Genomic DNA, 25,329 nt, shown 5'->3' with positions numbered 1-25,329 from the left:
GGGCAGAGTATAGAAAATAGCCTATCTATTTTATAGACAAACAGTTTGGTACTAAAATAAATCTATGAAAGCTTCTTCGGCCCTGTGGTTGGCCGCTCTGGCACCTCTGAGCTGGGGCACGAGTTATGTGGTGCTTGAGCAGCTTCAGCCCATGCCGCCTCTGACGGTGGCGGCGCTTCGGGCGCTGGGGGCCGGGGTGCTGCTCCTGCTGGTGGTGCGCCAGTGGCCCAGGGGGGCCTGGTGGTGGAAAAGCCTGCTGCTGGGGGCGCTGAATTTCGGGCTGTTCTTCGGCACGCTGTTTCTGGGTGCCAGTCGGCTGGGCGGGGGGGTGACCGCCACTCTGGGCGCGCTGGGGCCACTGCTAATTCTGGCGTTTAACCTCCTGGCCCTGCGACAGCCGCCCACCCGGCAGGCACTCTCTGCCGCGCTGCTGGGCCTGGTGGGGGTGGCGCTGCTGGTGCTGGGGCCGGGGGCCCATCTGGACGCAGTGGGCCTGGCAGCTGGCCTGCTCAGCGTGGTGGCCGCGTCGGGTGGGTACCTCCTGGCCGGCGCCTGGGGAACGCCCTCAGGCACTGGGCTACTGGCAGTGACGGCCTGGCAGCTGTGCTGGGGCGGCCTGCTGCTGCTGCCCGTGGCCCTGCTGCTGGACGGCCTGCCCGCTCTGCCCACCCCGGCGCAGTGGGCGCCGCTGGCCTACCTGATCGTGGTGGGCACTGCCGCCGCCTACGCGCTGTGGTTCCGCGGTATTCAGTCCACCTCGGCCCTTCAGGTCTCGCTGCTGACGCGCCTCAGCCCGGCCACGGCCCTGGCCCTGGACTTCTGGCAGGGCCGCTCTCTGAATGCAGCGCAGTGGCTGGGCCTGGGCCTGATTGCCCTGAGCTTTCTGCCCCCGCGCCAGAAGACTACGGCTCAGGCGCAATCGACCCCCTGAGGCTAGGCCTGAGCGTGCTTGAGAAGCTCGTTTATCTTGGTCAGCGCGATTGGATGGAGCAGGAATATACATTCATCTGAGCAGGTCTGATTGACGTACTCAGGAGCCATACGTCATTTGCACGTATACATACCAGAACAGCCCTGGGGACAACGCCCATCATTAAAATTCCCCTCTGTGCTGATTCAGTCGTTATTTCAGATGCTTCAATCCGAGTTCATAGCCACCCTTCACTGGTAGTGCTCTTGCGCCGCCATCCACTGGGCCCAGGTGCGCCCTACAGGCTGAGCACCGCGCGGGACCGCAGCACCGCCCTGCCACGCCCGGAACAGCGGCACCGGCAGCGGCAGGCTCAGCACCCGGCCAGGCCCGCGCTGCCGGGCCAGCTCCGCAAAGGTCAGCGCCTGTGGGCCGCACAGCTCGGGGGCATGGCCCACAGGCGAGCCCAGACTCAGGTCAGCCAGCGCACGCGCGGCAGCCTGGGCTTCCAGCGGCTGCAGAGTCACGCCTGCCGGCAGCAGGGTGAGCGGGCCGGGCAGGGTCAGGCGCGTCAGCAACTCGGCCACAAATTCATGAAACTGGGTCGTGCGCAGGATGGTGAAGGGCATGCCGCTCTGCGCTACCAGCCCTTCAGCAGCCAGCTTGTCGCGGTAATACGGCGCCGCCTGCAGCCGCTCCAGGCCAGCAATGCCCATGAACAGCAGGTGACTGGCTTTGGCATTCTGCGCAGCCTGGACTACTGCCCTCGCCAAGTTCAGGTCAGCGCCTGCCCGAAGCGGTTGGGTCGCCAGATGCACCAGCACGTCGCCGGGGCGCAGCGCTGCGCGTAGAGGTTCAGGCTGGCTCAGGTCACCAGTCACCCAGGTGAGACCCGGCTGGGCCGGCCGGGGGCGGCGGCTGAGGGCCACCACCTCGGCGCCACCGGCCCGCAGCAGCGGCACCACTTCCCGGCCCAGGTGCCCACTGGCGCCCGTGACCACCACGCGCGTCATGCCGCCCACCGCCAATGGTGTGGCGGGGGCGGGGTCAGCCCCGCCGCCAGTGCCCTGTTCAAAACCAGGGACAGGCTGAGCAGCGCCGTAACGTTCAGATCTTCTCCAGCTCGAACACGCACGTCCAGCAGGACCAAGGCCTGCGCCGGCCGATTCAGGGCCGCCTGAGCCACTTCCCGCATTTCTGCGGCCAGAGCAGGAAGCAGCGGCCCACCCGCATTCCTCAGGTGTCGGACGTTGTCGCCAGAGCCTCTCGTCATACCACTGAGCTTACTAAGCACAGAACTCAAAACCTTCAGAGACACGCAGAGGGCTGCGGCGTGCACAACTCGCTCTCATCCACCGCAACCAGTGAACTGGTGACTCTGTGTCTTGCCGTCTGTGATGAACTGAAAACAAGCGCCTCAGTCGCCTCTTTGCTCCTCATAGGAAAGCCACCAAGTGATGTTCCGCGCCCAGTGCCCAACGCGCTGGAGGGAATCAGGATCCGTTGCGCAGTTGAGGTGAATTGGGCAGAGTGGGGCATGCTTCAGGTGCCGCGCCTGGTCCAGCGTCCCCGGTCCTTCGAGTCGCTTTGCGGCCTGAACCCCACCGAATTCATGCTCCTCGCTGAACAGCTGGAGCCCCTATGGACCCACGCGCACCGCACGTCCCTCCTGCGGGAGGGACGGCAACGCCGCATCGGAGCCGGACGACAGTTCAAACTCGACGTTCCCCACCGTCTCCTGCTCACTTTGATGTACCTCCGGCATTACCTCCCCATGCATCTATTGGGCGTGCTGTTCGAGATGGACGCCGCCAATGTCTGCCGGAACATCCACGCACTGTTGCCCCTCCTGGAGCAGGCGTTGCCTGCTCCCCTCCGCGCCCGAACGCTCAACAGCCGCAAGGTCATGCCTGACGACGCCCCGCGTCGTCGGCTGCGCACTCTGGAGGATGTGCTCGAGGCGTTCCCGGAGATCGCCGACCTCATTATTGACGGCACGGAGCAGCCCGGAGGGCAACCCAAAAAGAAGAAAGGCAGTGGTCCCGGAAAGAAAGCCGTCGGGCGACCCAAGGACCAGAAGAAATTCTTCAGCGTCAAGAAGGGCACCCATACGCTGAAAACGCAGGTAGCGGTGACCCCGGACGGCCTAGTGGTGCACCTCAGTGCGCCCGCGGGCGGGCGCACGCATGACATGAAGGTCCTGAAACAGTCCAGACTCCTGGGTCGACTGCCCCGGAGCAGTCGTGTCTGGGGCGACCGGGGGTACACGGGACTGGAGAAGCTGTGCCCGGAGCATACGGTGATTGTTCCCCGCATGCGGCTCCGAGGGGACGTGCTGAGCGAGGAGGATCGGGAGCTGAACCACCAGATCTCCAAGGTGCGGATCACGGTGGAGAACGTGGTGTGCAAACTGAAGAAGTTCCGTGTGTGCCGGGAGTTCTACCGGAACAACATTGGCCGGCACGGCCTGTTCTGGGGCTGTGTGGCCGGCCTGGTCAATCTGCGCACCATGAGCCGCGCACCACAGTTCGCCTGAATGATCGGAATACAGGTTGGGGGAGGCACTACCTCCCCCGATCTACTAGCTTTATAACTGCGCAATCGGTCTTCAGACATATCTGAGGAGCATTCAACTTCTGAGTTTTCCCACACCACGGTGATTGTTGATATACTTTGTAAACTAAAGTGCTCTGAGGTGATGTCCACCTCAGGGACCAAGGAGTCTTATGAACCGCGTTACCTCAACTTTGCTGCTGGCCATCAGTGCCAGCCTGACCACCGCCCACGCCGCTGCCCCCAGCACCCTGACCAAAGGCGTGCTGAAAATCGGCATGGAGGGCACCTACGCCCCCTTCACCTACAAAGATGACAAGGGCCAGCTCACAGGCTTCGACGTGGATATCGCCAAGGCCGTCGCTGCCAAGCTGGGCCTGAAGCCTGAATTTGTATTAACAGAATGGAGCGGCATCCTGGCGGGCCTGCAGGCCAACAAGTACGACGTCATCGTCAATCAGGTCGGCATTACGGCCGAGCGGCAGAAAACCATTGGCTTCAGTGCGCCCTACGCTTACTCCAGCCCGCAGATCATCGTGAAGCGCGCGGGCAGCTTCAGCCCCAAGACGCTGACCGACCTGAAGGGCAAGCGCGTGGGGGTGGGGCTGGGCAGCAACTTTGAGAAGACGCTGCGGGACGCGGGCGGCATCAACGTCGTGACCTACCCCGGCGCGCCTGAATACCTGGCGGATCTGGCCGCAGGCCGCCTGGACGCCGCTTTCAACGACCGCCTGCTGGTGGGGTACCTCATTCAGTCGCAGAATCTGCCGGTGCGCGGCGCCGGGGTGATTGGCGCCCCCGAACCGGTCGGCGTGGCGCTGAAAAAGAGCAACACGGGACTGAAGGCGGCCGTGGACCGGGCGCTGCTTCAGCTGAAGGCCGACGGCACCTACGCCAAAATCAGCCGCAAGTGGTTCGGCCAGGACGTCAGCAAACCCTGAACGCCAGTTGGCCCGCGTCCTGGCTCCTTCCCTTCATCCTGGGGAGGGAGCCAGGACCGCTTCTGGAGGAGGCGCCGTGAACACCGAACAACTTCTTCTCGTCCTGCAAAGCGCGTGGCAGGCTCTGCCCACCCTGCTGGCTGCCACGCCCGTGACCCTGGCCTACGCCCTGGCGGCCATGCTGCTGGGGCTGCCGCTGGGCTTTCTGGTGGCCCTGGCCCGGCTATCACGCTGGAGCGGACTGCGCGGCCTGAGCAGCGTCTTTGTGTCGTTTATCCGCGGCACGCCGCTGCTGGTGCAGATTTTCGTCATCTACTACGGCCTGCCCAGCCTGGGCATCACCCTCAATCCCCTGGCGGGCGGCGTCATCGCGCTGACCCTAAATGCGGCGGCGTACCTCTCGGAAACCATTCGGGCGGCCATCCTGAGCATTCCGCGCGGCCAGCGTGAAGCGGCCATCAGCCTGGGCCTGAGTCCCTCACAGACCATACGGCTCGTGGTGCTGCCGCAGGCGGCGCGCGTGGCTTTGCCCAGCCTGAGTAATACCCTGATTGGCCTAGTCAAGGACACCTCGCTGGTGTCGGTCATTACAGTGGTCGAACTCCTGCGCTCGGCGCAGCTGGTCATTGCCCGCACCTTTGAACCGTTCGGGCCTTATCTGGCCGCAGCCCTGATCTACTGGGCCGTCAGCAGTCTGCTGGAGCTGGTGCAGCGGCTTCTGGAACGGCGCTTTGCACGGGGAGGCTGACTCAGGGGCCGCCTCTCAGGCGCAGGGACACGACATTGCCAGAAAGGCGCACATTCCACGCCGGGCGCGCGTGATACGTTTGCGCGCATCATGACGGTGACTGCCAGAGCAAGGACATTAGGGGAACTGCTGGACACGCCGGAGTACGCCGGGCGCCAGCCGTTCGATGGAAAAATCAGACTGGTGCAGGACGAGGTGCGGGACAACCTCACACGCAAACTCCGCGCGGGCGAGACCCTGTTTCCCGGCGTGGTGGGCTACGACGACACCGTGATTCCGCAGCTGGTGAACGCCCTGCTGGCGCGGCAGAACTTTATCCTGCTGGGGCTGCGCGGCCAGGCCAAGAGCCGCATCCTGCGCGCCATCACGGACCTCCTTGACGAAGACGTGCCCGTCATTGACGGCGCCGACATGCCCGACGACCCCCTGAACCCGGTGGGCGCCGAGGGCCGGCACCTGCTGGAGGCACATGGCCTGAGCCTGCCCATCCGCTGGCTGCCGCGCGCCGACCGCTATGTCGAGAAGCTGGCCACCCCCGACGTGACCGTGGCTGACCTGGTGGGCGACGTGGACCCCATCAAGGCCGCGCGCCTGGGCACGAGCCTGGGCGACGTGCGCTCCATGCACTTTGGCCTGCTGCCGCGCGCCAACCGGGGCATCTTCGCGGTGAACGAGCTGGCCGACCTGGCCCCTAAGGTGCAGGTGGCGCTGTTTAACATCCTGCAAGAAGGCGACGTGCAGATTAAGGGCTACCCCATTCGTCTGGAACTGGACGTGATGCTGGTCTTCTCGGCCAACCCCGAGGACTACACGGCGCGCGGCAAGATTGTCACGCCCCTCAAAGACCGCATCGGCAGCGAGATTCGCACCCACTACCCCACCGACGTGCGCCTGGGCATGGACATCACGGCGCAGGAAGCGGTGCGCGCGCCCTCCGTGGTGGTGCCGCCCTTCATGGCTGAACTGATTGAGGAAATCGCCTTTCAGGCCCGTGAGGACGGGCGCGTGGACAAGCTCAGCGGCGTCTCGCAGCGCCTGCCGATTTCCCTGATGGAAGTGGCCGCCGCCAACGCCGAGCGCCGCAGCCTGCTGGGTGACGGCGCCCCGGTGGTGCGGGTCAGCGACGTGTACGCGGGCCTGCCGGCCATCACCGGCAAGATGGAACTGGAATACGAGGGCGAACTGAAGGGCGCCGACAGCGTGGCCCGCGACGTGATTCGCAAGGCGGCTGGTGCAGCCTACGCCCGCCTGTACGGCAGCGCAAACACCCGCGACCTGGAAAAGTGGTTTGAGAACGGCAACGTCTTCCGCTTTCCCCAGGGGGGAGACGCGGCCGAGGCCCTGAAAGCCACGCGCGAGGTGCCGGGCCTGACCGACCTGGCCGCCGAGGTGGCCAATAGCGCCGACGACGCCGTGCGCGTCAGCGCCGCCGAGTTTGTGCTTGAGGGCCTGTATGGCCGCAAGAAGCTCTCGCGCGCCGAGGAACTCTATGCCGCCCCCGAACCCGAAACCCGCCAGCAGCGCGGCGGCCGCTGGAATTAAGCCCCTGCCACATCAAAGGGCCCCTGACTATTCGCGTCAGGGGCCCTTTGATGTTGGCCAGTGAATCGGCCGAGCGCCGCCTTATACGGATTCCAGTTGACAAATCGGGAGAGAGTCGATTGGCCAACTCCACGTCCGGCACCCGTGGTTCTCCTTCTCCCTCTGCTGCGCAGCTTTGCAAGTCCGCTCGAATTGAATTGCTTGTGTGGGCGGTTCAACCGGGGTCCGCCTCAGCAGCCGGTCAAGCGCCGCCGTTCAGCCGCTCGCGCTCCCTGTCTCCTTCGACCGCCCGGTACACCAGGCCGGCGGCCAGGCCCCCCAGCGCGTACCACACCACGGTCAGCAGCAGTGTCTGCGGGCGCTCGTCTGGTTGGTGACCCAGGCCCACATGGGGCGGCAGGGCCGCGCCGCCCACCCCTGACACCAGCCCCAGGGCAGTGCCCACACCGGGCGCCCGCGCCGCACCCCCTAGGCCAGCCAGAGCGTAGAAGATGGTGTTGGATGCCAGGTCGGCGGCCAGGGTCGCTGCATACAGGGCGCCGCCCTGGGGCGGCCGGGTGCCGGCGGCTTCCAGACCCGCCGTCAGCGCGCGCTCGCCCAGCACGTCCATGCGCGGGGCGTGAGGCAACACGCGGCGCACGCCTTCATTGAGGAGCGTCACGGTCAGGGCGCCGGCCAGGCCGCTCAGGGCCAGCGCGGCCCAGCGGGGCGGCGCCGGGGCAGGATGATGGAGAGACGGATGGGTGGACATAACAACCTCCTGTGGTCTGCATGGCAGCACGCCGCGCCGCGCCAAAGATGTGGCGCCGCCCTGCATGGGCTTGAGACTCGGCCTGCCTGCCGGCGCCCATGCTCTAGCCTCGGGCCATGCTGCCGCCCGCTCTGGCCAGTCTGCTGGCGTTTCACGCGCCCCTCTCGACCCTCCAGCGCGAGCAGGGCGGCGCCACCACACTGCTGACCCCCGGCGTGAACGTGCTGGCCCTGAACGCCACCTACCTTCCTGAAAACAGGAGCGGGGTGGACCTTGAAACGGTGCGCGACTGGCACGAGGGGCAAGGGCAGCCGGTGCTGGTGGTGGGCGCGGCGCCGGTCCCGAACAGTCAGCCTGTCGCCCGCCTGCGGCTGGGCCTCTGGCACCCAGGAGACGGGACCGGGAATGAGGTGGTCGTTGAGCAGCTGTCACGCCTCCATCTGGGCACGTGGGCCGGGGTGCTGGCGGGCGTGTACGACACGCCCGAGTGGGCGCCAGCCCTGGGCCGCCACCTGGCCGCGCGGCTTGAAGACGAGCGGTCTTATCTGCCCCTCCTGGCCTACCGCAGCAGCGTTCCGGTGGGCGCTCTGCTGTGGCAGGCCCGGCCAGAAGGCGGCGCCGCCCTCCTCTGGGGCGCCCCTGACGATGAGGTGGGATCGGCATTGCTGGACAGTGCGGCTGGCCTGGGTGGTGAAGTCCAGGTGGCTCTGCCCAATCACTCAGGTCTGAGCCTCCGTGAAAGCCAGGAACTTCACTTTAGCCTGCTTGAAGTGTGAGGTTTTTCGCCTCATTAAGTCTATTGCATTTGTAAATGGTGAGAAAAACACGGTGTGAAGATTTCTGCAAAGAGAGGCTTTTCCTGCGCGACCACGGTAAGCAATCAGCGGTGAGAAATGAGTGATTTCATCTCACGTTAGGCTAGGCTTCATGCCGGTTTAATGACAGCATGACCAAAGCGTTGCTGTGCGGGGCCAGCCTGGGCCTGCTGTTGACCCTCGCTGCCTGCGGCAGTACGCCCAGCAGTCCAGTCGTCGAAACCCCGGCTGCTCCCGTCACAGGCACGCCGGGCGCAGACCCCGAGACCCTGGCTGCGCAGGCCGTCGCTACACCCATCACGCTGAGTGCTGGGCAAACCCTGCAACTGCGCGTGACCGTAGGCGGGCAGGCGCCGCAACCTGGGCAGCTGACCTGGACCACCCGGAACGCCGCCGTGGCCACGGTCAGCCCCAGCGGCTTGGTCACCGCCACTGGGGCTGGCAGCACCACGGTGCGCGCCGCCCTGACCCGGAGCCCCGGCTCCTTTCTGGACTTTCCGGTGACGGTGACGGCCCCCACAGCCCCAGCGCCCACGCCCACCCCTCCCCAGGCGCCTGGCTTTGCCCAGCGGGTGCTAGACCTGACCAACGCGGCGCGTTCCACAGGCGCGACCTGCGGCGCCACCGCTTACGCCGCCGCGCCGGCACTGACCCTGAATGCCCAGCTCAGCCAGGCGGCCCAGGGCCACGCCAGTGACATGGCGGCCCAGAACTACTTCAGCCACACCAGCAAGGATGGCCGCACCTTCTCGCAGCGCATCACGGCGGCGGGCTATGCGTGGCGCACGGTGGCCGAGAACATCGCCGCTGGCCAGGCCACGCCCGAAAGCGTGGTGGCTGGCTGGCTCAAGAGCGAGGGCCACTGCAAGAACATCATGAGCGCCAGTTACAAGGAACTGGGGGTCGGCTACGCGCAGGGCGGCAGCTACGGCCACTACTGGGTCCAGGATTTCGGCACCGCCCGGTAAAGACAGCCACAAGCGAGAGGGAGGCGACGTGCGCGCCTCCCTCTCCTCTTTGGTCTTTTACAGCTTCCAAACGCCAGCAACTCGGGACAGAGCCTCCCCTGCAACCTTCAAGCCTGTCAGCCCGCTTCTGCTCGGCGGCGCAGGTCTGCGAGTCCCGTCTGTTGGATTGAATCGTTTCGGTCAATGATTCAATCCGAGTGCGTTTTACTGCCCAAACAGGGGGCGGTATTCCCCATACCCCTGGGTCTCCAATTCCGAGACTGATACAAAGCGCAGCGACGCTGAATTGATGCAGTAGCGTAGGCCCCCGTGTTGCTGCGGGCCGTCGGGGAACACGTGCCCCAGGTGCGAGTCTGCCCCCTTCGAACGGACCTCGGTACGGGCGTAACCAATCTTATAATCGGTGTTTTCGGTCAGGGCCACGCTGGGAATGGGGCGGGTGAAGCTGGGCCAGCCGCACCCAGCGTCGTATTTGTCCATGCTCGAAAACAGCGGTTCTCCACTGACCACGTCCACGTAGATGCCCTCTTCGGTATGGTCCCAGAACTCGCCCGTAAAGGCCCGCTCGGTGCCCTCATGCTGCGTGACCTGGTACTGGGTGGGCGTCAGCCGCTCGCGCAGTTCGGTGTCGGTGGGTTTGGCATATTTGCTGGTCATGGCTGCCAGTCTGCCGCGCGCACATGCGCGGAGGGTAAGTGGGACGTGGAGAGTGGTTAGTGGACTGAGGCTGCGCCCGTTCCCACTTCCTATTCACCGCGAATAGGGGTTGACCCGTAGGGCAAAAAATGCGAAAGGGGCGGTGCTTATGAGCCGTCCCGACCTCACTTTGCTGCCGCTTTCCACCGCTGTTACCATCCTTAGTCGCTGGATCTCGCCGCATGTTCCACCGAAACTGCTCCATTCACACGAGAAAATCATGGACGCGGAGTTGCTGGCAGTCGCGCTTCTCCAAAAGCTGCACAAAGTGCTCTATTTCAGCCGCTGGTGGCGCTTTCTCAAACTCAACCACTTTCCGCAGTACCCGTCTGAGTCCCAGGCCCGCATCCGACTCGCCCGGCTGACCCCGGTGATCGAGCAACTGTCCACCGAAGTCCAGGAGCTGGCCTTCGTCGCCGTCGCTTCAGAACCCCTTCCCGTTTCGACCTTTAAACGTGCGCCACGGTGCAAATTCCGTGGCGCCAGACACGGGTTCAGCACCGCTGGGCCGGTTTACGGCTTCAAGCTGCATGTCTGGTGCACCCTGAACGGAAAGATCGCCAGATACGAGATTCGTCCAGCCAATGAGCACGATTTCGCCGTGTTATGCGAGATGAATCGAGAATGGTCCTCCTATGGAGGACCAAAGCAAATTGGGGGTAAGGGCTATCAGTCGGCAACATGCCTGACGCCACCGAAGGTTGAGGCCAGACGGGTCGATCCGCGTTGGAGAGCCGAATACGGCGCTGCCAGGAAATGTGTAGAGTCCGCGTTCTCTGTGCTGGTCGGGGCTGGTCTGCGCTGGGGGCAGGTCAAGACATATCTCAGCCTGCGGCTCAAGGTGGCGCTCAATGTTCTGGCGCACAACCTGAAATTCATAGACGTCAGCGGATGAATCCTGATCTCGCCGTTCGCTTCGTCAGGGGTTATCACAGGATGTTGTGCTTCACCAATTTGCCTTGTAGCGAGTGACTGGCCGCCTCCCGAATATCCTCCCGTGCACTCGTGGCCAGTGTCTTCAGGAAGACGTGCGCTGAAAGTAACTTCCACCGCCACGCCGCAGTTGCAGCCCAGAACATGATGGGGTGATCGCTTTCGTAACCTTCCAGCACGGTCACAATTGCGGTAATGGTGTCGTCGCGCAAAGAAACGTCTGCCATGTGGGTTGCCCTGAGAGCACCGGCGAGAACATGATCATTACGCTGTTGCAGGAGGGTGTGCCACATCTGGTCGGCTTGCTCGTGCAGCGCCGCAAGCCGAATCAATGCATCACCGGTGGCGACAAACACCATCGTTGCTTCCCTGGGTGCGCTCGCGATGGTGTTGAGGAGGGGAACGGCCGCCGTGACGCCACATTCACCGAGAGCCATGACCATCTGGTACTGCGTTTCCCAAGTGCGTGGGTCTCGAAGTTCTCGATTTAGCGCCTCAAGAAGGGCTGCACCTGCTGCTGGATCTCGCCGTTTGCGAAGGTTTCCGGCAGCTGAGCGGCGCTGAGCCGATTTCGAGTTCATGAGCGCAAGCACCAGATCCGGGGTGGATTCAGGGGGCACCATTCACCAACATTACTGCGGAGCATGCGTCGCCTGACCACGCTTTGGACTGGCTCCCGCACCCTACTTATCAACCCCTATTCGCGGTTACTCACCACTCTCCACAACCCCAATTACAACGGTATATTCCCGTGCTTCTTGTAGGGCCTCGCCTCTTCCTTGTCTCGCAGCATCTCAAAGGTCTGAATGAGGACGCGGCGCGTGTCTTCCATCGGAATGACATCGTCAATGTAGCCCTTACTGGCCGCCACATAGGGGTTATCAAAGGCGTCTTTGTAGTCGGCAATCTTCTGGGCGCGGGTGGCCTCGGGGTTCTCGCTGGCGGCAATCTCACGGCGGTAGACGATGTTGGCGGCTCCCTCGGCCCCCATCACGGCCACTGCCGCTGTGGGCCAGGCGTACACCACGTCGGCGCCCATGTCCCGGCTGTTCATGGCGAGATACGCGCCGCCGTAACTCTTGCGGGTAATCAGGGTGATTTTGGGGACAGTGGCCTCGGCGTAGGCGTAGAGCATCTTGGCGCCGTGGCGGATGATGCCCGCGTGTTCCTGGGCCACGCCGGGCAGGAAGCCGGTCACGTCCACCAGCGTCAGGATGGGGATGTTGTAGCAGTCGCAGGTGCGGATAAAGCGCGCCGCCTTGTCGCTGGCGTCAATGTTCAGGGTACCGGCCATGACGCGGGGGTTGTTCGCCACGATGCCCACCGACTCGCCGCCCAGGCGCGCGAACCCCACCACGATGTTTTTGGCCCAGCCCGGCTGGATTTCCAGAAAGGTGCCGTCATCCACGAGTTCGTGAATCACGTCGTGCATGGGATAGGGCTTGCGCTGATCGGGCACGACGATGTCCAGCAGCTTTTCGGTGGTGCGGGTCACCGGGTCACTGGTAGGGTGAGCCGGCGCCTTCTCGTGCGCGTTTTGCGGCAAGTAGCCCAGCAGGTCCCGCACGCCCCTCAGCACCGCCTCGTCGCCGTCGTATTCCAGATGCGCCACGCCGCTCTTGCGGGTATGAACATCCGCGCCGCCCAGCTGGTCAAAGGTCACGTCCTCGCGCGTGACGGACTTGATGACTTCCGGCCCCGTGATGAACATGTAGCTGCTGCCCTCGCTCATCAGGATGAAGTCGGTCAGGGCCGGGGAATATACAGCGCCCCCCGCGCACGGCCCCAGAATCGCGCTGATTTGCGGAATGGCGCCGGAGTATATGGCGTTGCGGTAAAAAATCTCGCCGTAGCCCGACAGGCTGTCCACTCCTTCCTGAATGCGGGCGCCCGCGCTGTCGTTCAGGCCGATGACAGGGCAGCCCGTCTTGGCGGCCAGGTCCATCACCTTCGTGACCTTCGCAGCGTTCATCTTGCCCAGGGACCCGCCCAGCACCGTAAAGTCCTGAGAAAAGACAAACACCTGCCGGCCGTCAACCGTGCCCCGGCCTGTCACCACCCCTTCGCCGGGGGCTTCAACGCCCTGCATCAGCCGCCCGCCCCGGTGTTCCACGAAGGTGCCCATTTCCAGAAAGCTGCCGGGGTCCAGCAGGGCGTCAATGCGCTCACGGGCGGTCAACTTGCCGCCCTGCTTCTGTTTTTTCAGGCGTTCGGGGCCGCCGCCCTGCTCGACTTTCGTGCGGCGCTGCTCCATCGCCGCGATGAGTTCCTGAAGTTCGGTGCCGGGCTGTGTCATGCGGCCCATGGTATCCAAACGGGCGTTAGGTGGGGCGGGTGGGCTGTGAGAAGTGGGCCTCCTCTGCGCGGTCACCATGTCGTGTCAGGCCTCTGCCTTCTTTACAGGTCATATTCTCTGGCCGCCACTCCCTACTTTCCACTCACCACTTCCAGTCCTCTGTCCATCTGCACAATGTTTGCCAGCGTATGAATGGGTACACCCAGGTCAGCCAGCTTCTCACGGCCGCCCTCAAACTGTTTTTCCACGACGCAGCCGATACCCAGCAGCTGCGCCCCGCTCTGGGCCAGCATGCCCACCAGGGCGCGCAGCGTGCCCCCCGAGGCCAGAAAATCGTCAATGACCACCACGCGGTCGGCAGGGCCCAGAAACTCGCTGCTGACAAAGAGGTCCACGACTCCGCCTTTGGTGCGGCTGACCGACTGGGCCGTGAAAATCGGCTCTTTCATGGTCACCGGCTTCTTCTTGCGGGCGTACACCAGTGGCACGCCCAGCGTCATGGCGGTGGCGATGGCCGGAGCAATCCCGCTGACCTCGATGGTCACAATCTTGTTGGGGCGCAGCGGGGCGAAGTGACGGGCAAAGGTCTCGCCCATCTCGCGCGTCAGCCCAGGAAGCAGCTGGTGGTTCACCAGCCCGTCTACCTTCAGAATGCCGCCGGGCAGCACCTCGCCCTGCTGCCGAATCGCGTCTACCAGAGCCTGCATAAGGCGCAGTGTATCCGCCATCTGGCGCAGGCCCTGGCCCCCCTGTCCACCAGACACTGATGGGATGCCGGCCCTGCCTGACCTCAGCGCGACCGAACTGCAGGCTTTCGCCGAGCGGTACGGCCTGGACAGTCCCCTGACCCGCCTGCCCAGCAGGGGGATCGTCAACCGGGTCTATCTCGGCCGGCGGGCGGGGCAACCCGTGGTGCTGCGGGTGCCCATGCCCGGCGACGACGAGGACACCCTGACCGAAAGCGTGGCCGTCCCGGCGGCAGTCCGCGCCGGCGTCAACACGCCTGACCTCCTGATCTTCTACAACAGCCGCGCCGTGCTGGACGCCCCGGTCACGGTGTATGCCCTTGCGCCGGGGCAGAGTCTGGACTCTTGCGGCTGGGCCCACGGCGACCCTCGCCTGCGCTGGGCGTGGCAAGCGGCGGGCCGGGCACTGGCGCGGCTGCATGGGGGGGTGAGCAGCGTGGATGACCCTCAGGGCTTGCTGGAGGTCATCACTCCGCCGGATACGGCGCAAGTGCTGGTCCGGGTGCTGGACGGCGGACACCTGAGCCGCACCGAAGCCAAGTGGACCGCCGATACTGTGGACCGTCTGCTGCGGGAGTTCCCGCCGCCCCTCCAGCCGGCTTTTTTACACAATGACCTGCATCCGGGCAACCTGATGGTGACAGAGGGCGGCGCCGTCACTGCCCTGATTGACTGGGGGGACGCCGGATGGGGCGACCCGGCGCTGGACCTGTGTTACGGCGGTCCCCTGGCGGCCCCAGACCTGTGGCGCGGTTATGAAGACGAGGCGCCGGGCGTGCTGGGCGAGGCGGCGCCTCTGCGCCTGCTGGCGTATCTCTTGCACGACGCCACGCGGCGCCTGGCCCGGGCCCCAGACGCCCACGGGCACGGTGACCTCTGGTACACCCACCCCGGCACGGCACTGATGCAGCTGCTGCGGGTCAGTCCGCAGTTTCCCGACTCGGCCGAGGTGTTCTGCCGGTAAAGAAGGACTCTGGCTGCACACAGGTCTGGGCCGACACACTGGACTCTAGACTGGGCCCATGCGCTGCGTCCTGCCTGCTCTGCTGCTGACTGTCCTGTCTGTGTCAGCCCACGCCGCGCCCGTGACCGTACCGGGCACGAATGTCCAGTTCACTGTGCCCGCCGGCTTTGTCAAGATGCCGCCGGACATTCTGAAACTCAAATACTCGCGCGGCACGCCGCCCGCTGCCGTGTATTCCACGCCCGGCCCACACTGGGACGTAAACATTGCTTTTGCGGTGCGCCGCGCCCAGGTGCCTGCCGACCTGGGAGAACTGCAAAGCGTCCTGGAACGCTCGGTGCAGGGCGCGCCGGGCTTCCGCTGGGAAAGTCACAGCATTCAGAAACTGGGCGGGCGGTCATGGGTGGTGCTGCGGTTCTGGGTAAGCGGCCTGGACACACCCATTTACAACGACCTGCGCGCTGCGCCAGTGCCCGGCGGCCTGCTGATCGTGACGGCCAATGTCACGAAGGCCCAGTACCCGAAGTACCTCAAACCTCTCACGGCCGCGCTGGACAGCCTGCGCTGAGAGCGGAGCCCTCAACCACTCCGGGAAGAATGAAGTGAGTGACCGAGAGAGTCAGCGGCACCAACGGAATTGAGGGGTGTGTGGAACTGGTCTGCTCTGCCAGAGCCGCCGCCTTATACGAACTGCGATTGAATTGAGCAGAATGCTCAATGAAATCCGGGCGGAGAAAGAACAGATGCGGATTTCGCGATATGGAAGCGCAGACGGTGCCTTTCTTTGCTGTGCTGCAATTCAGCGGAATTCGTATTACAGCTCGTTGACTTCTGGCTTGAAGCCCACCTGCCGGATGTAGTCCAGATAGGCTGGCCCGCTCAGGGCGGCCCGCTGCCCACTCAGGGCGACGAACATGGCTTCCAGGACGTTGGTGGCGAAGTTGCGCTGGCCCATGCGCGGCGTGGTGGTGACCAGGCGCCGCACGCCGCGCGCCTTCATCCATTCGCGGTCAGCGGCGGTAATCGTCTGGGTCAGGATCGTCTTGCCACTCAGGTTCTGGGGGGCGTAGCGCTTGGCGTAGTGCGTATCCCCAGCAATCACATCGGCCCAGGCGTAGTATTTCGTGCCCTTGCCTTCCACGCTCTGTTCCTGTTTCTTGCCTGTGGGATAAAACCAGTCCTGCGGCAACTTGGTCAGCACCGGCAGCACCAGGCCGGCCACCCGGCGAAGCGCCCCGATAGACCGCAGGGGCCGGTCCACGTTCAGCCCGAACACGAGGTCGCCGTACACCACATCTGCGCCGTGGTCGGCCAGCGCCTCGGCCATGCCGAAGCGGTCCACCGCCGACACCATCAGCACCTTCTGCATGCGCCAGCCCAGCAGACCGTCCAGCTGGGCAATGGCGTCGCGTTCCAGGGTGTTTTTCAGGCCGCTGCCGTCCAGCACAGGGGTCTGCCGGGCGTTGGCCACCAGCTTACGCACATTGTTAAAGACGTATTTCTTGTCGCCCGCAATCACGTACAGGTCAGCCCCGCCCAGCCCAAAGGCGTCCACCCGGCCGTCCAGCGCCTGATAGAGCGCGGCCATCTTGCGGGCGTCTCCATCGGTGCCGATGCGCTCCACGACAAAGGGCTGCCCCAGCACCGTGACGGTCTCGCGGGCGTTGCGGGCGCTGCTGCCCAGGCTGATGCTGACCACATGCTTGTGTCCAGCCGGCGCAGGCTGCCAGCCCGCCAAATGGTCTGTCATGCGGGGCATTCTAGAGGCTGGGTAAGGCCACCCGCTGCCCGGTGCGCGCCGCCGCATACAGCGCGTCCAGCACGCGGGCGTGGGCCACCGCGTCGCTGGGCGGATAGAGGGGCGCCTCCTCGCCGCGCGCCGCACGCTGAAGGTGCGCCACCATATGGGCGTAGCCGTTGCTGGGGCCAAAGGTCTCCTCTCTGGCCTGTCCGTCCACTTCAATGTTCAGGGTGACTGGCGCCTGCGTGTGGCTGTCAAAGCCGCCCTGCACGTTCAGGGTGCCGCGTGTGCCGATGACGCTCAGGCGCTGCGGAGCGGTGCCCGACCAGTCGAAGGCGCAGTCAATGCTGGCCAGGGCCGAGCCGTACTCCAGCACGCCACTCAGGGCCAGGTCTACCCCCTGTTCGGGGCCGCCTGCCGTCCAGCGCGCCGAGGCCACCACCCCCACCGGTTCACCCAGCAGCAGCCGGGTCAGATTGACCGGATAGGTGCCCACGTCGTACAGCGCGCCGCCGCCCTGCGCCGCATGCCACCGGAAATCGCCGGGGTTGGTCAGGTGAAACCCGAAGGCGCCGCGCACCGCCCGCACCTCACCCAGTTCGGTGGCGACGACCTCGCGGATGCGCGTGATATGGGGCTGAAAGCGGTAAGCAAACGCTTCGAGCAGGATGCGGCCGGACGCGGCGGCCACCTCAGCCAATGCCCCGGCCTCAGTGGCACTAAGGGTCAGCGGTTTCTCGGTCAGGGCGTGCTTGCCCGCTTGCAGCGCGGCCTGGGTCCAGGGGTGGTGGGCATCATTGGGCAGGGGGTTGTAAATGGCGTCCACATCGGCCGCCACCACCTCGGCGTAGCCGCCGACCAGCGGCACGTTCCACTCCTGGGCAAAAGCCTGTGCGTAGGCGCTCTGAGGGTCACGCACGCCCAGCGCCGTGACCTCGCCCCCCGCCGCCCGAATGGCCGGAATCAGCGCCCGCGCAATCCGCGCCGCCCCCAGAATGCCCCAGCGAAATGGTGTGGTCATGGGGGCAGTGTGGCATGGGGGCTATGGCGTATGAACCGCCCCTGTCTTCCTCTCCGGTCTGGGCTTCATGTCCTTTTGACTGCCTTCTCCTCTACCCCAGAGCCCACGCCCTACGGCCCGCTCACCACGTCCGCAGCGGCGTCGGCCAGCGCCTCCAACGTGGCTTCGCGGGCCACAGTCACCTGGGCAAATCCCGCGTCGCGCGCGGCGTCGGCGGTCTGGGGACCCATCGCCGCCACCCGGAAATCGGGGCCGGCCAGGGCCGCCAGGTGCCGGGCCGCGCTGCCCGAGGCCAGGGTGACCACATCGGCGGCGCGCAGGCGGGCCAGGGTGCCGCCGTCCAGAGGGGCCGGTTCGGTGCGGTACAGTTCGGCGCGCTGATACTGGACGCCGCGCACACTGAGGCCACGTTCCAGGTCATCCTCGGCCAGCTGGCTGGTCAGGTGCAGGGCCGCCTCACCGGGCTGGACCGGGAGTTCGGCGGCCAGGTGGCGCGCGCCAGGGGTAGACGGCACAAAGTCCGCCCGCAGGCCCCGTTCGGCCAGTGAGCGGGCAGTGCTGGGGCCCAGCGCCGCCAGCTTTGCGCCGGCCAGGGCGCGGGCGTCCAGACCCTGCGCCTCAAGCAGCTCAAACAGGGCGCGCACCGCCTGATTGCTGGTCAGCAGCAGCCAGCCCGAAAAGCCGTTCAGCAAGGCCCCGACCTGTTCGGGCGCGGTGCCCGGCGCAAAGCGGATGAGCGGCACTTCCAGCACTGCCGCGCCGCGCGCACGCAGCACGTCTCCCAGGGCGCTGGCGCCTTCGCGGGTGCGGGTCACGGCCACGGTCTTGCCGGTCAGGGGACCGCCAAAGCCGGGCGTCTGGTCAAACCAGCGCAGGGTCTCACGCAGGCGCACGACTTCACCCACCACCGTGACGGCCGGGGCTTCTAGACCAGCCTCTCTCACCACGTCGGCAATAGTGGCCAGGGTGCCCGTCACTGCCCGCTGCTGCGGCGTGGTGCCCCACTGCACGGTGGCGGCCGGCGTCTGGGGGTCTCTTCCTGCCGCGATCAGGTCGGCGGCAATCTGGTCGAGGTTCCGCACGCCCATCAGCAGAATCAGGGTGTCTACCCCGGAGAGGCGTTCGTAATGGGCGCCCCCCTCTTTGGTGTTGCCAGTCAGCACTGCGAAGGAACGCGCCGCCTCCCGGTGGGTGACGGGAATCCCTGCGTAGGCCGGCGCAGCAATCGCGCTGCTGACACCCGGCACAACCTCAAAGGGCACCCCAGCCGCTACACAGGCTTCGGCTTCCTCGCCGCCGCGCCCAAAGACAAACACGTCGCCGCCCTTAAGGCGGGCCACACGCTGACCACCACCCTCCTGCGCTTTGGCCACGAGCAGCGCACTGATCTGCTCCTGGCTGATGTACTCGGAAAAACCTTTCTTGCCCACATAGATGGTCTCGGCCTGGGGGCACCAGCGCAGCAGGTCAGGATTGGCCAGATAGTCGAACAGCACGACGTCGGCCTGGGCCAGCGCCTGCTGGCCGCGCAACGTCAGCAGCCCCGGATCACCTGGCCCTGCACCGATCAGGGACACGAATGCGCGGGACGGAGGAGCGGCAGGCAACTGGGTCATGGGCCCCAGGCTACCGGGACGAGGGCGGGACAGCAGCCCCCAGTCCTTCTTTGCCGGCTCCTGCCGCTGCCGTCCGTTACTCTCACACATCGGGAAGTCACCGATCTGCCTATTTCCCGCCTAGAACCTGTTGTGCTCTTTCCCGCCCTTCGGCGAAGCTCTTCAATTCTGCTGCACAGCTCTCTGAGGCCGCGCCGGTTTCACCGTTTCCACTCCAATTCAATCAGAGTCCAGATCAGTCAGCGGCTGACGCATGTTCCGACGGCCAGTCCAGATGATGCGCGGCCGTGTCGTGCAGGCCCGCAAACCGCAGGTGACGCTGGCAGATAAACCACATCTCGTCGCGGTCGTTGGCCAGGATAAAGTAGGCGTCCGAGGACTCCGAGGGGTTGTAGACACCCAGTACCCGGTACGCGCGGTGGGGGTTAAACCCGCTGGACAGCGGCTTGGGCATGGGGGCGCGCGGGCCGTCCAGTTCGACGATACGCACGAACAGGTGAGGATGAAAAGCGAGCATGACGTCATCCTCCACGGGCAGCGCACACCCAAAGGCGAGAAGCCACACAAGCTCAGCGCCCGCTTAAACCTGCCTGAAGCTTGTCCCAGGGCCAGATGAGCGGGCGCCTCTGTCCTTCTGACGCCGGCGACTCTCGGGCCCCTGGCGCAGGCTCCAGCCGGTCACACTATCTTGGCACCATGGCGCTGCCCCCCGACGCCCTGGCCCGACTGGCCCGCGCCGAAGCCCAGGCGCACCAGGCAGACATCCAGGCTGCTTTTGGGCCGCTCAGGGCCGCTTACGCCGGTCCAGGGCTGCCTCTGAATTCCGCCTGGCACGGCGGCGGCCTGGCCCTCACCGCTGACGACCTGGCCGCGTTCGAGGCCTTTTGCGCCAGGCATGACCAGCTCCCGCTGATTCATCTGCTGTCGCCCGAGGTGGCGCCGTCGCTGCCTCTCCTGCGGGCGCGGGGCTACCAGTGCTCGGGACTACTGCACGCCTACTTGCACGACCTGACCGACTTGCCCCCACAGCCCACCTACACGCAGGAAACAGCCGACAGGCTGGGCTGGGCCGCTCTGTCGGCGCAGGGCTTTGGCGAGGGCAGCGCCGCCGTCATGACTGTGGTGGCCCAGAATGCGCAGACCCGCCTGTTTGTGGCCACGCGCGGTGGACAGCCGGCCGGCAGCGCCGCTCTGAAGATCACAGACAATGTCGCCGCGCTTTTTGGCATGTCCACCCGGCCAGAAGCGCGGGGCCAGGGCGTGCAAACCGAACTGCTCTCGGCGCGGCTCAACGCAGCGGCGCAGGCTGAGGCGACCCTGGCCAGCGTGTTCGTTACGCCCGGCACCCCCAGCGAACGCAATATTGGGCGTGCTGGTTTTCAGCTGGCCGGGGCACGGCTAAGCTTCACCCAATTTAGGGAGGCGTAAGTTCTGGGCCACACGGCCCAGGGGCCAGGCACTGCGGCCTCAGGTCGCCAGTTATTTGTGCAGTGAGCCCTGTTTTCCTTCTGTCTTCACCTGGAGGCCCGCGCTTGCAAACGGTGAAAGGGGATGCTGGCGCCACCACCTGCCTCAAGAAGTCCATCGGACCACCGCAGGCGAGGACGTTCCGCAGCACAGAGAGCAGACGGACGAGCATGACGCGGGCCACCCAGTTTCGTTCCCAGAACCGCACGACGCAGCCAGAATCGGTCTGGGCCGCGAGCTAGAGAGCAGCTACTCGCATCATCCGACTGCTTACCTAGGGCGCTCCTCGGCCCTCAAGCTGTGCCTGCCCCCGACATCCGCACGGCGTCGCGGACCGCCGCACACACCGCCTCCTGCACCAGGGCGCCCAGCAACAGCGGGTCAGCCGGAGGCAAGGCGCAGCTACTCATCATGAAGACGCTGTCCCCATCCCAGAACGTATGGCTGGGATGAATCACGCGCGCCAGGGCAGCCTGCGCGGCGTCGGCCAGGCGGCGGCAGTCGGCTTTGGTCAGGGTGTGTTCGGTGACAACCGCCACCAGGGTGGTGCTCTCGACCTCGCCAGGGGTAAAGGCCACGGCGCCTGGCCCCACCCCAGGGCCCGCCAGCACCCGGCCCTGTTCATCCAGCACGTCGCCGATGGGATTCACGACCGCCAGGGCACCCACGCGCACGCCATGCCGCTCCAGCAACACGCTGCCCAGGCCGCCCGGCACCGCTCCAGTGCCCAGATACTTGCCGGCGGTGGCCCCGGTCCCGGCCCCTACCAGGCCACGCCGCACCGGTCCACTGTGGGCGGCTCGCGCGGCCAGTTCGCCTTCCCGCTCGCCGGGGCGCACATCGGCGCGGCCCACCCCCAGGTCGTAAATCACAGCGGCCGGAACGATGGGCACCCGCGCCCAGGGAGTTTCGTGGCCGATGCCGCGTTCTTCCAGGAACCGCACCACGCCAGCTGCCGCTGCTAGGCCATAAGCACTGCCCCCAGTCAGCAGCAGGGCATGAATGCGCTCCACCTTTTTTTCGGGAGCCAACAAGATGCCCTCGCGGGTGCCGGGGCTAGGGCCTAGAAAAGACGCCGAAGCCACAGCCCCGCCTGGCGGGCACAGCAGGACGGTGCAGCCGGTGCGAGCCTGGACATCGGTCCAGTGGCCCACCTGAAAACCGGGAATACCCGTCAAGGTGAGGTTGGGTGCCGTCACAGCCGTGAGGCGCCCCACCGCCAACCCGGAGCGCCTCCCTTGCCCTGCGGTTCTACTTTCAGGGCGTCTTCAGGGCGTAGCCGATGCCGCGCACCGTCCGAATGATGCCGTAGCCGTCCAGGTCACGCAGCTTGGCGCGCATGTTGGCCATATGCACGTCCACCACGTTGGAATTGCTGGGCAGTTCGCCGTTCCAGACCTCGCGCTCGATTTCCTGACGGGAATACACTCGCCCTGGCTGACGGGCCAGGAACGTCAGGAGGTCAAATTCCTTGGGCGAGAGGCGCACCTCATGGCCGTTGTAGTGGCACAGGCGCTTTTGCGGGTGGATTTCCAGCGGGCCAATCGAAATCACCTCGCCGTGCTGCTGGTGACGCAGCTGCACCTTGACGCGGGCCACCAGTTCCTCGGGGTGAAAGGGCTTGGTCATGTAGTCGTCGGCGCCGGCTTCCAGCAGGTTGACCTTGCGGTCCACGGCGTCCATGGCGGTCAGAATAATGATCGGTACACTGCTGGTCTTGCGCAGGCGCCGGGCAATCTCAGCGCCGTCAAAGTCGGGGAGGCCCAGGTCCAGAATCACAAGGTCGGGGCTGCTCTCGCGGGCGCTGGTGAGACCAGTCACGCCGTCAGGGGCGGCCAGCACACGGTAGCCGGCTTGCTCCAGCTCGTACTGCACGACGCGGGTGATATCTGGATTGTCTTCAATAAGAAGGATGCGTTGCTCCATAGCTGCTGTCTTGTCTCCTGGGGTATCGGGGCCGGTAAGGGGGCTGAGGCCAGACCGCAGCCAACGGCCGGGGCGGGCGCAGCGAAGATGCGTGGCGACACCTGTTTCCGGGACATGGTAGGCGCCGCGCGCCCCCAGTGGGACGCAGACGCGGTTTATAGACTCTTAACAGCTGAAAAGGAGCGGGGCCGCTAGCGCGGGGGCACCGACACGCTGTCCACCTGCACGCCGTAGCGCAGCAGCACTGTTTTCAGGCGCTGCATGGCGTTCAGGCCCCGCTCCCGCTCGCTGGGGTCAAACACCAGGGTCAGGCGGCCGGGCACGCCCGCGCGGGGTTCCTGGGCCTGCACCTGCAGGGGCCGGGCAAATGTGGGGTCGTGCAGCAGGTCGCGCAGCACCCGCGTAAAGCCCAGGTCGTCCAGGCCTTCCAGCACAAACGTGATGCCCAGCGGCTCGCCTTCCATACCCGGCAGGCTAGCGCACCCGTTCCGCATAGCCTCCGGGGGCAAAGCCCACACCTCGGCCCTCCCCCACCGCCCATGACCTCCAATCAGAGGGGCACTCTGGCCGGCCCTGCGGTCCGCTTACCCAGCCCCGCGCAGCCTGGCCGCCTACAATGGCGCGCATGACCGGTTCTCACGACGACACCCCCCAGAGCGCCGGCTCTGACGGGTGGGCCGAAAGCTCTCTGGAGCACCTGAACGGCGCTGACCTGTATTTCGAGGTGGTGGGCGACCCCACCGGGCCCGACCCCACGGTGGTTTTTCTGCACGGCGGCCCTGGCTACAACAGCTACTCGTTTCAGGCGCTGTTTGGCGAGCGCCTGCGCGGCCCCGCTGTGTTTCTGGACCAGCGGGGCTGTGGGCGCAGCGGCCCACTGGCCGACACCGAGCAGGGTGACGAGACCCTGACGCTGGACACGCTGGTAGGTGACCTTGAAGCCCTGCGCGACCACCTGGGCGCCGAGCGGCTGGTGCCGCTGGGCCACGGCTTTGGCGCCCTGATTGCGCTGGAATACGCCCGGCGCTACCCCACCCGGACCGAGCGGGCGGTTGTGGTCAACCCCTGGGTGCAGTTTCCAGAGCTGGCCCTGACCCTGCTGGCCGAGGCCAGCGCCCGCCAGAGCGTCTCCCTGGATGATCCGGCCGAGAAGGCGCGCGCCCAGACCCCCGAGGGCTTTCACCCGGCGGTGGGCGGCGCGCGGGTGGAGGCGGCCTTTGCACTGCTGAACGCGCGCGACCTGCTGAACGCCCTGCAATTCAAGGACAGCGCCAGCCGCATGCACCTGGAATTCGCGGACGCCGAGAGCCAGCTGATGGGCGGCGGCGAGGTCGGGGACGCCCTGGTGGCGCAGGGCCTCTGGGAGTTTGAATACCCGCCCTTCTTGCAAGAGATTCGCCGCCCGGTCTTCGTGATTGCTGGCGCGCACGACCGCACGAGCTACCCCGAGCAGGTGGCCTGGGTCAGCGACCTGACCGGCGGCGACGTGACCGTGCTGGACGCTGGCCATTATCCCTGGCTGGACGACGAGGACGCCTTTGCCGACGCGCTGGACGACGCGCTGCGCCGCTGAGCGCCGCACAGGGACGCTTTGCAATGGTTCTCACCGCCCGGCCCGTATACTCCAGCGTGATGTCATGAAAGGGCTTATTCTCGCCGCTGGGCGCGGCAGTCGTCTTCTTCCCATCAGCGCCACCCGCGCCAAGCATGCCGTTCCGGTGGCGGGCACCCCCATCATTGCCCGCGCCGTCCAGGCGCTGCGGGATGCCGGGGTGGACGACATCGGCATCGTCACCAGCCCCAGCAGCGAGACCGACCTGCGCGACGCGACCGCCAACAGCGGGCACCTGACCTTCATTCGCCAGAGTGAGGCGCTGGGCACCGGACACGCCGTTCTGGCCGCACACGCCTTTTTAGAACATCAGCCGACCCTGCTGTATCTGGGGGACAATCTCTTTCAGGACAACCTGACGCCCCTCATCACGACCCTGCGCGACGCTGACGCCGTCCTGGGGGTCAAGGAGGTGCCCAATCCGCAGGCCTATGGCGTGGCCGTGGTCAAGGGCGGACGCCTCTTGCGCTTGGTCGAAAAGCCCCGGACGCCAGAAAGCAACCTGGCGGCCTGCGGGGTGTTTGCCTTCCGCCCCGAGCTGCTGGAGCATGTGGCCGAATTGCCGCCCAGTGACCGGGGAGAAATCGAGTTTCCCCAGGCCCTGACCCGCCTGATGGCGGCGGGCGGCACCGTGCGCGCTGTGGAACTGGGCGGTTTCTGGTCGGACGCCGGCACACCCGACGATCTGCTGGCGGCCAATACGCACTTTCTGAGCCAGCAGCGCCCGCGCCTGGACGGCCGCGCCGAGCGGAGCGTCCTGACCGGCAACGTGGTGATCGAAGCCGGCGCTGTGGTCGAGGACAGCGTGATTACGGGCCCCGTGTGGATAGGCCCACACGCCCTGGTGCGCGGCGCCACCCTGGGCCCGTTCGTCAGTGTGGGCGCACATGCCCGCGTAGACACAGCGCGGCTCCACGGCGCCCTGATCGATGAATTTGCCCGCGTGCTGCACCCCAGCCGTCCGCTCAGCCGGGTTCTGATTGGCCGTCACGCGCTGGTGACGGCCCCCAGCGAATCGGGCCTGCAAGTGGTAATGGGCGACCGCAGCATTGTGCGGGTGTAAGCCCAGCTGAGGAACCACTG

The 25,329-nt window shown here is 65.8% G+C and carries 27 protein-coding genes; 13 read left to right on the top strand and 14 right to left on the bottom strand.

Translation table 11 applies throughout. The features are described from left to right. Positions 1–64: 64 nt before the first annotated feature. A complete protein-coding gene (locus K7W42_RS07210; RefSeq protein WP_224573483.1) occupies positions 65–931 on the top strand; it encodes an EamA family transporter in 867 nt (288 codons plus the stop codon). Positions 932–1,161: 230 nt separating this feature from the next. On the opposite strand, the gene K7W42_RS07205 is transcribed toward K7W42_RS07210, so the two are convergent. After that, positions 1,162–1,923, bottom strand: coding sequence for an SDR family oxidoreductase (locus K7W42_RS07205; protein ID WP_224573482.1), 762 nt, complete (start codon positions 1,921–1,923; stop codon positions 1,162–1,164). Next, positions 1,920–2,183, bottom strand: coding sequence for a hypothetical protein (locus K7W42_RS07200; RefSeq protein ID WP_224573481.1), 264 nt, complete (start codon positions 2,181–2,183; stop codon positions 1,920–1,922). The genes K7W42_RS07205 and K7W42_RS07200 overlap by 4 nt, the downstream gene beginning before the upstream one ends. A 264-nt stretch (positions 2,184–2,447) precedes the next feature. Here K7W42_RS07200 and K7W42_RS07195 point away from each other — a divergent pair, with 264 nt between their 5' ends. The 4 genes from K7W42_RS07195 to K7W42_RS07180 all read left to right on the top strand — a co-directional run bounded on the left by K7W42_RS07195 (position 2,448) and on the right by K7W42_RS07180 (position 6,694). Continuing rightward, on the top strand, positions 2,448–3,446 hold the full coding sequence (locus tag K7W42_RS07195; protein ID WP_224573479.1) for a transposase family protein: 999 nt from the start codon (positions 2,448–2,450) through the stop codon (positions 3,444–3,446). A 190-nt stretch (positions 3,447–3,636) separates the two neighbouring features. Continuing rightward, positions 3,637–4,404, top strand: coding sequence for a transporter substrate-binding domain-containing protein (locus K7W42_RS07190; protein WP_224573477.1), 768 nt, complete (start codon positions 3,637–3,639; stop codon positions 4,402–4,404). Positions 4,405–4,480: 76 nt separating this feature from the next. Beyond that, positions 4,481–5,152 (top strand): amino acid ABC transporter permease, encoded by a 672-nt coding sequence (locus K7W42_RS07185; RefSeq protein WP_224573475.1) that lies wholly within the window; start codon positions 4,481–4,483, stop codon positions 5,150–5,152. A 90-nt stretch (positions 5,153–5,242) separates the two neighbouring features. Continuing rightward, positions 5,243–6,694, top strand: coding sequence for a sigma 54-interacting transcriptional regulator (locus tag K7W42_RS07180; RefSeq protein ID WP_224573473.1), 1,452 nt, complete (start codon positions 5,243–5,245; stop codon positions 6,692–6,694). A gap of 241 nt (positions 6,695–6,935) precedes the next feature. On the opposite strand, the gene K7W42_RS07175 is transcribed toward K7W42_RS07180, so the two are convergent. Beyond that, positions 6,936–7,445 carry a hypothetical protein gene (locus K7W42_RS07175; RefSeq protein WP_224573471.1) on the bottom strand — a complete coding sequence of 170 codons (510 nt, stop codon included), beginning with the start codon at positions 7,443–7,445 and terminating at the stop codon, positions 6,936–6,938. Positions 7,446–7,561: 116 nt separating this feature from the next. On the opposite strand from K7W42_RS07175, the gene K7W42_RS07170 reads away from it, so the two are divergent. Then, the gene (locus K7W42_RS07170) at positions 7,562–8,221 is read left to right on the top strand and encodes a hypothetical protein (RefSeq protein WP_224573469.1); all 660 of its coding nucleotides are present in this window, start codon (positions 7,562–7,564) and stop codon (positions 8,219–8,221) included. A 170-nt stretch (positions 8,222–8,391) separates the two neighbouring features. Then, a complete protein-coding gene (locus tag K7W42_RS07165; RefSeq protein ID WP_224573467.1) occupies positions 8,392–9,228 on the top strand; it encodes a CAP domain-containing protein in 837 nt (278 codons plus the stop codon). Between the two features lie 204 nt (positions 9,229–9,432). On the opposite strand, the gene msrB is transcribed toward K7W42_RS07165, so the two are convergent. Beyond that, positions 9,433–9,885, bottom strand: a complete 453-nt coding sequence (gene msrB, locus K7W42_RS07160; RefSeq protein ID WP_224573465.1) for a peptide-methionine (R)-S-oxide reductase MsrB — start codon at positions 9,883–9,885, stop codon at positions 9,433–9,435. A 148-nt stretch (positions 9,886–10,033) separates the two neighbouring features. On the opposite strand from msrB, the gene K7W42_RS07155 reads away from it, so the two are divergent. After that, positions 10,034–10,819 (top strand): IS982 family transposase, encoded by a 786-nt coding sequence (locus tag K7W42_RS07155; protein ID WP_224573463.1) that lies wholly within the window; start codon positions 10,034–10,036, stop codon positions 10,817–10,819. A 34-nt stretch (positions 10,820–10,853) separates the two neighbouring features. Here K7W42_RS07155 and K7W42_RS07150 read toward each other — a convergent pair whose 3' ends face one another. The 3 genes from K7W42_RS07150 to xpt form a co-directional block, all read right to left on the bottom strand. Further along, complete coding sequence (locus tag K7W42_RS07150) at positions 10,854–11,480, bottom strand: hypothetical protein (protein ID WP_224573461.1); 627 nt, start codon at positions 11,478–11,480, stop codon at positions 10,854–10,856. A 110-nt stretch (positions 11,481–11,590) separates the two neighbouring features. After that, entirely contained in the window at positions 11,591–13,153 is a 1,563-nt protein-coding gene (locus K7W42_RS07145; RefSeq protein ID WP_224573459.1) for an acyl-CoA carboxylase subunit beta, read from the bottom strand. Positions 13,154–13,284: 131 nt separating this feature from the next. Then, the gene (gene xpt, locus K7W42_RS07140; RefSeq protein ID WP_157457276.1) at positions 13,285–13,860 is read right to left on the bottom strand and encodes a xanthine phosphoribosyltransferase; all 576 of its coding nucleotides are present in this window, start codon (positions 13,858–13,860) and stop codon (positions 13,285–13,287) included. 64 nt (positions 13,861–13,924) lie between these two features. Between xpt and K7W42_RS07135 the strand changes: the two genes are divergently transcribed. Together K7W42_RS07135 and K7W42_RS07130 are read left to right on the top strand one after the other, a co-directional pair. Beyond that, on the top strand, positions 13,925–14,863 hold the full coding sequence (locus tag K7W42_RS07135; protein WP_224573457.1) for a phosphotransferase family protein: 939 nt from the start codon (positions 13,925–13,927) through the stop codon (positions 14,861–14,863). Positions 14,864–14,921: 58 nt separating this feature from the next. Next, the gene (locus K7W42_RS07130; protein WP_224573455.1) at positions 14,922–15,431 is read left to right on the top strand and encodes a hypothetical protein; all 510 of its coding nucleotides are present in this window, start codon (positions 14,922–14,924) and stop codon (positions 15,429–15,431) included. Between the two features lie 246 nt (positions 15,432–15,677). Here the strand turns inward: K7W42_RS07130 and K7W42_RS07125 are convergent, their stop codons facing one another. From K7W42_RS07125 to K7W42_RS07110, 4 genes are all read right to left on the bottom strand, one after another. Then, complete coding sequence (locus K7W42_RS07125) at positions 15,678–16,613, bottom strand: DUF8754 domain-containing protein (protein WP_224573453.1); 936 nt, start codon at positions 16,611–16,613, stop codon at positions 15,678–15,680. A gap of 10 nt (positions 16,614–16,623) precedes the next feature. Further along, positions 16,624–17,625, bottom strand: a complete 1,002-nt coding sequence (locus tag K7W42_RS07120; protein WP_224573451.1) for a Gfo/Idh/MocA family protein — start codon at positions 17,623–17,625, stop codon at positions 16,624–16,626. 110 nt (positions 17,626–17,735) lie between these two features. Continuing rightward, positions 17,736–19,241 carry a uroporphyrinogen-III C-methyltransferase gene (gene cobA / locus K7W42_RS07115; protein ID WP_224573450.1) on the bottom strand — a complete coding sequence of 502 codons (1,506 nt, stop codon included), beginning with the start codon at positions 19,239–19,241 and terminating at the stop codon, positions 17,736–17,738. Between the two features lie 235 nt (positions 19,242–19,476). Then, positions 19,477–19,758 carry a hypothetical protein gene (locus tag K7W42_RS07110; RefSeq protein ID WP_157457281.1) on the bottom strand — a complete coding sequence of 94 codons (282 nt, stop codon included), beginning with the start codon at positions 19,756–19,758 and terminating at the stop codon, positions 19,477–19,479. Positions 19,759–19,937: 179 nt separating this feature from the next. On the opposite strand from K7W42_RS07110, the gene K7W42_RS07105 reads away from it, so the two are divergent. After that, complete coding sequence (locus tag K7W42_RS07105; protein WP_224573449.1) at positions 19,938–20,669, top strand: GNAT family N-acetyltransferase; 732 nt, start codon at positions 19,938–19,940, stop codon at positions 20,667–20,669. A gap of 332 nt (positions 20,670–21,001) precedes the next feature. On the opposite strand, the gene K7W42_RS07100 is transcribed toward K7W42_RS07105, so the two are convergent. From K7W42_RS07100 to K7W42_RS07090, 3 genes are all read right to left on the bottom strand, one after another. Beyond that, complete coding sequence (locus K7W42_RS07100) at positions 21,002–21,907, bottom strand: P1 family peptidase (RefSeq protein WP_224573448.1); 906 nt, start codon at positions 21,905–21,907, stop codon at positions 21,002–21,004. Positions 21,908–21,965: 58 nt separating this feature from the next. After that, a complete protein-coding gene (locus tag K7W42_RS07095; protein ID WP_157457284.1) occupies positions 21,966–22,634 on the bottom strand; it encodes a response regulator transcription factor in 669 nt (222 codons plus the stop codon). A gap of 191 nt (positions 22,635–22,825) precedes the next feature. Then, positions 22,826–23,098, bottom strand: coding sequence for a hypothetical protein (locus tag K7W42_RS07090; protein WP_224573447.1), 273 nt, complete (start codon positions 23,096–23,098; stop codon positions 22,826–22,828). A 161-nt stretch (positions 23,099–23,259) separates the two neighbouring features. Between K7W42_RS07090 and K7W42_RS07085 the strand changes: the two genes are divergently transcribed. Both K7W42_RS07085 and K7W42_RS07080 read left to right on the top strand, forming a co-directional pair. Then, the gene (locus tag K7W42_RS07085) at positions 23,260–24,207 is read left to right on the top strand and encodes an alpha/beta fold hydrolase (protein ID WP_224573446.1); all 948 of its coding nucleotides are present in this window, start codon (positions 23,260–23,262) and stop codon (positions 24,205–24,207) included. 64 nt (positions 24,208–24,271) lie between these two features. Next, on the top strand, positions 24,272–25,309 hold the full coding sequence (locus K7W42_RS07080) for a sugar phosphate nucleotidyltransferase (protein ID WP_157457287.1): 1,038 nt from the start codon (positions 24,272–24,274) through the stop codon (positions 25,307–25,309). Positions 25,310–25,329 lie beyond the last annotated feature (20 nt).

It is taken from the genome of Deinococcus betulae (genome assembly GCF_020166395.1).
GTDB lineage: Bacteria > Deinococcota > Deinococci > Deinococcales > Deinococcaceae > Deinococcus > Deinococcus betulae.
The sequence above is the reverse complement of the archived record's forward strand: the minus strand, read 5'-3'. Positions and strand labels throughout refer to the sequence as shown.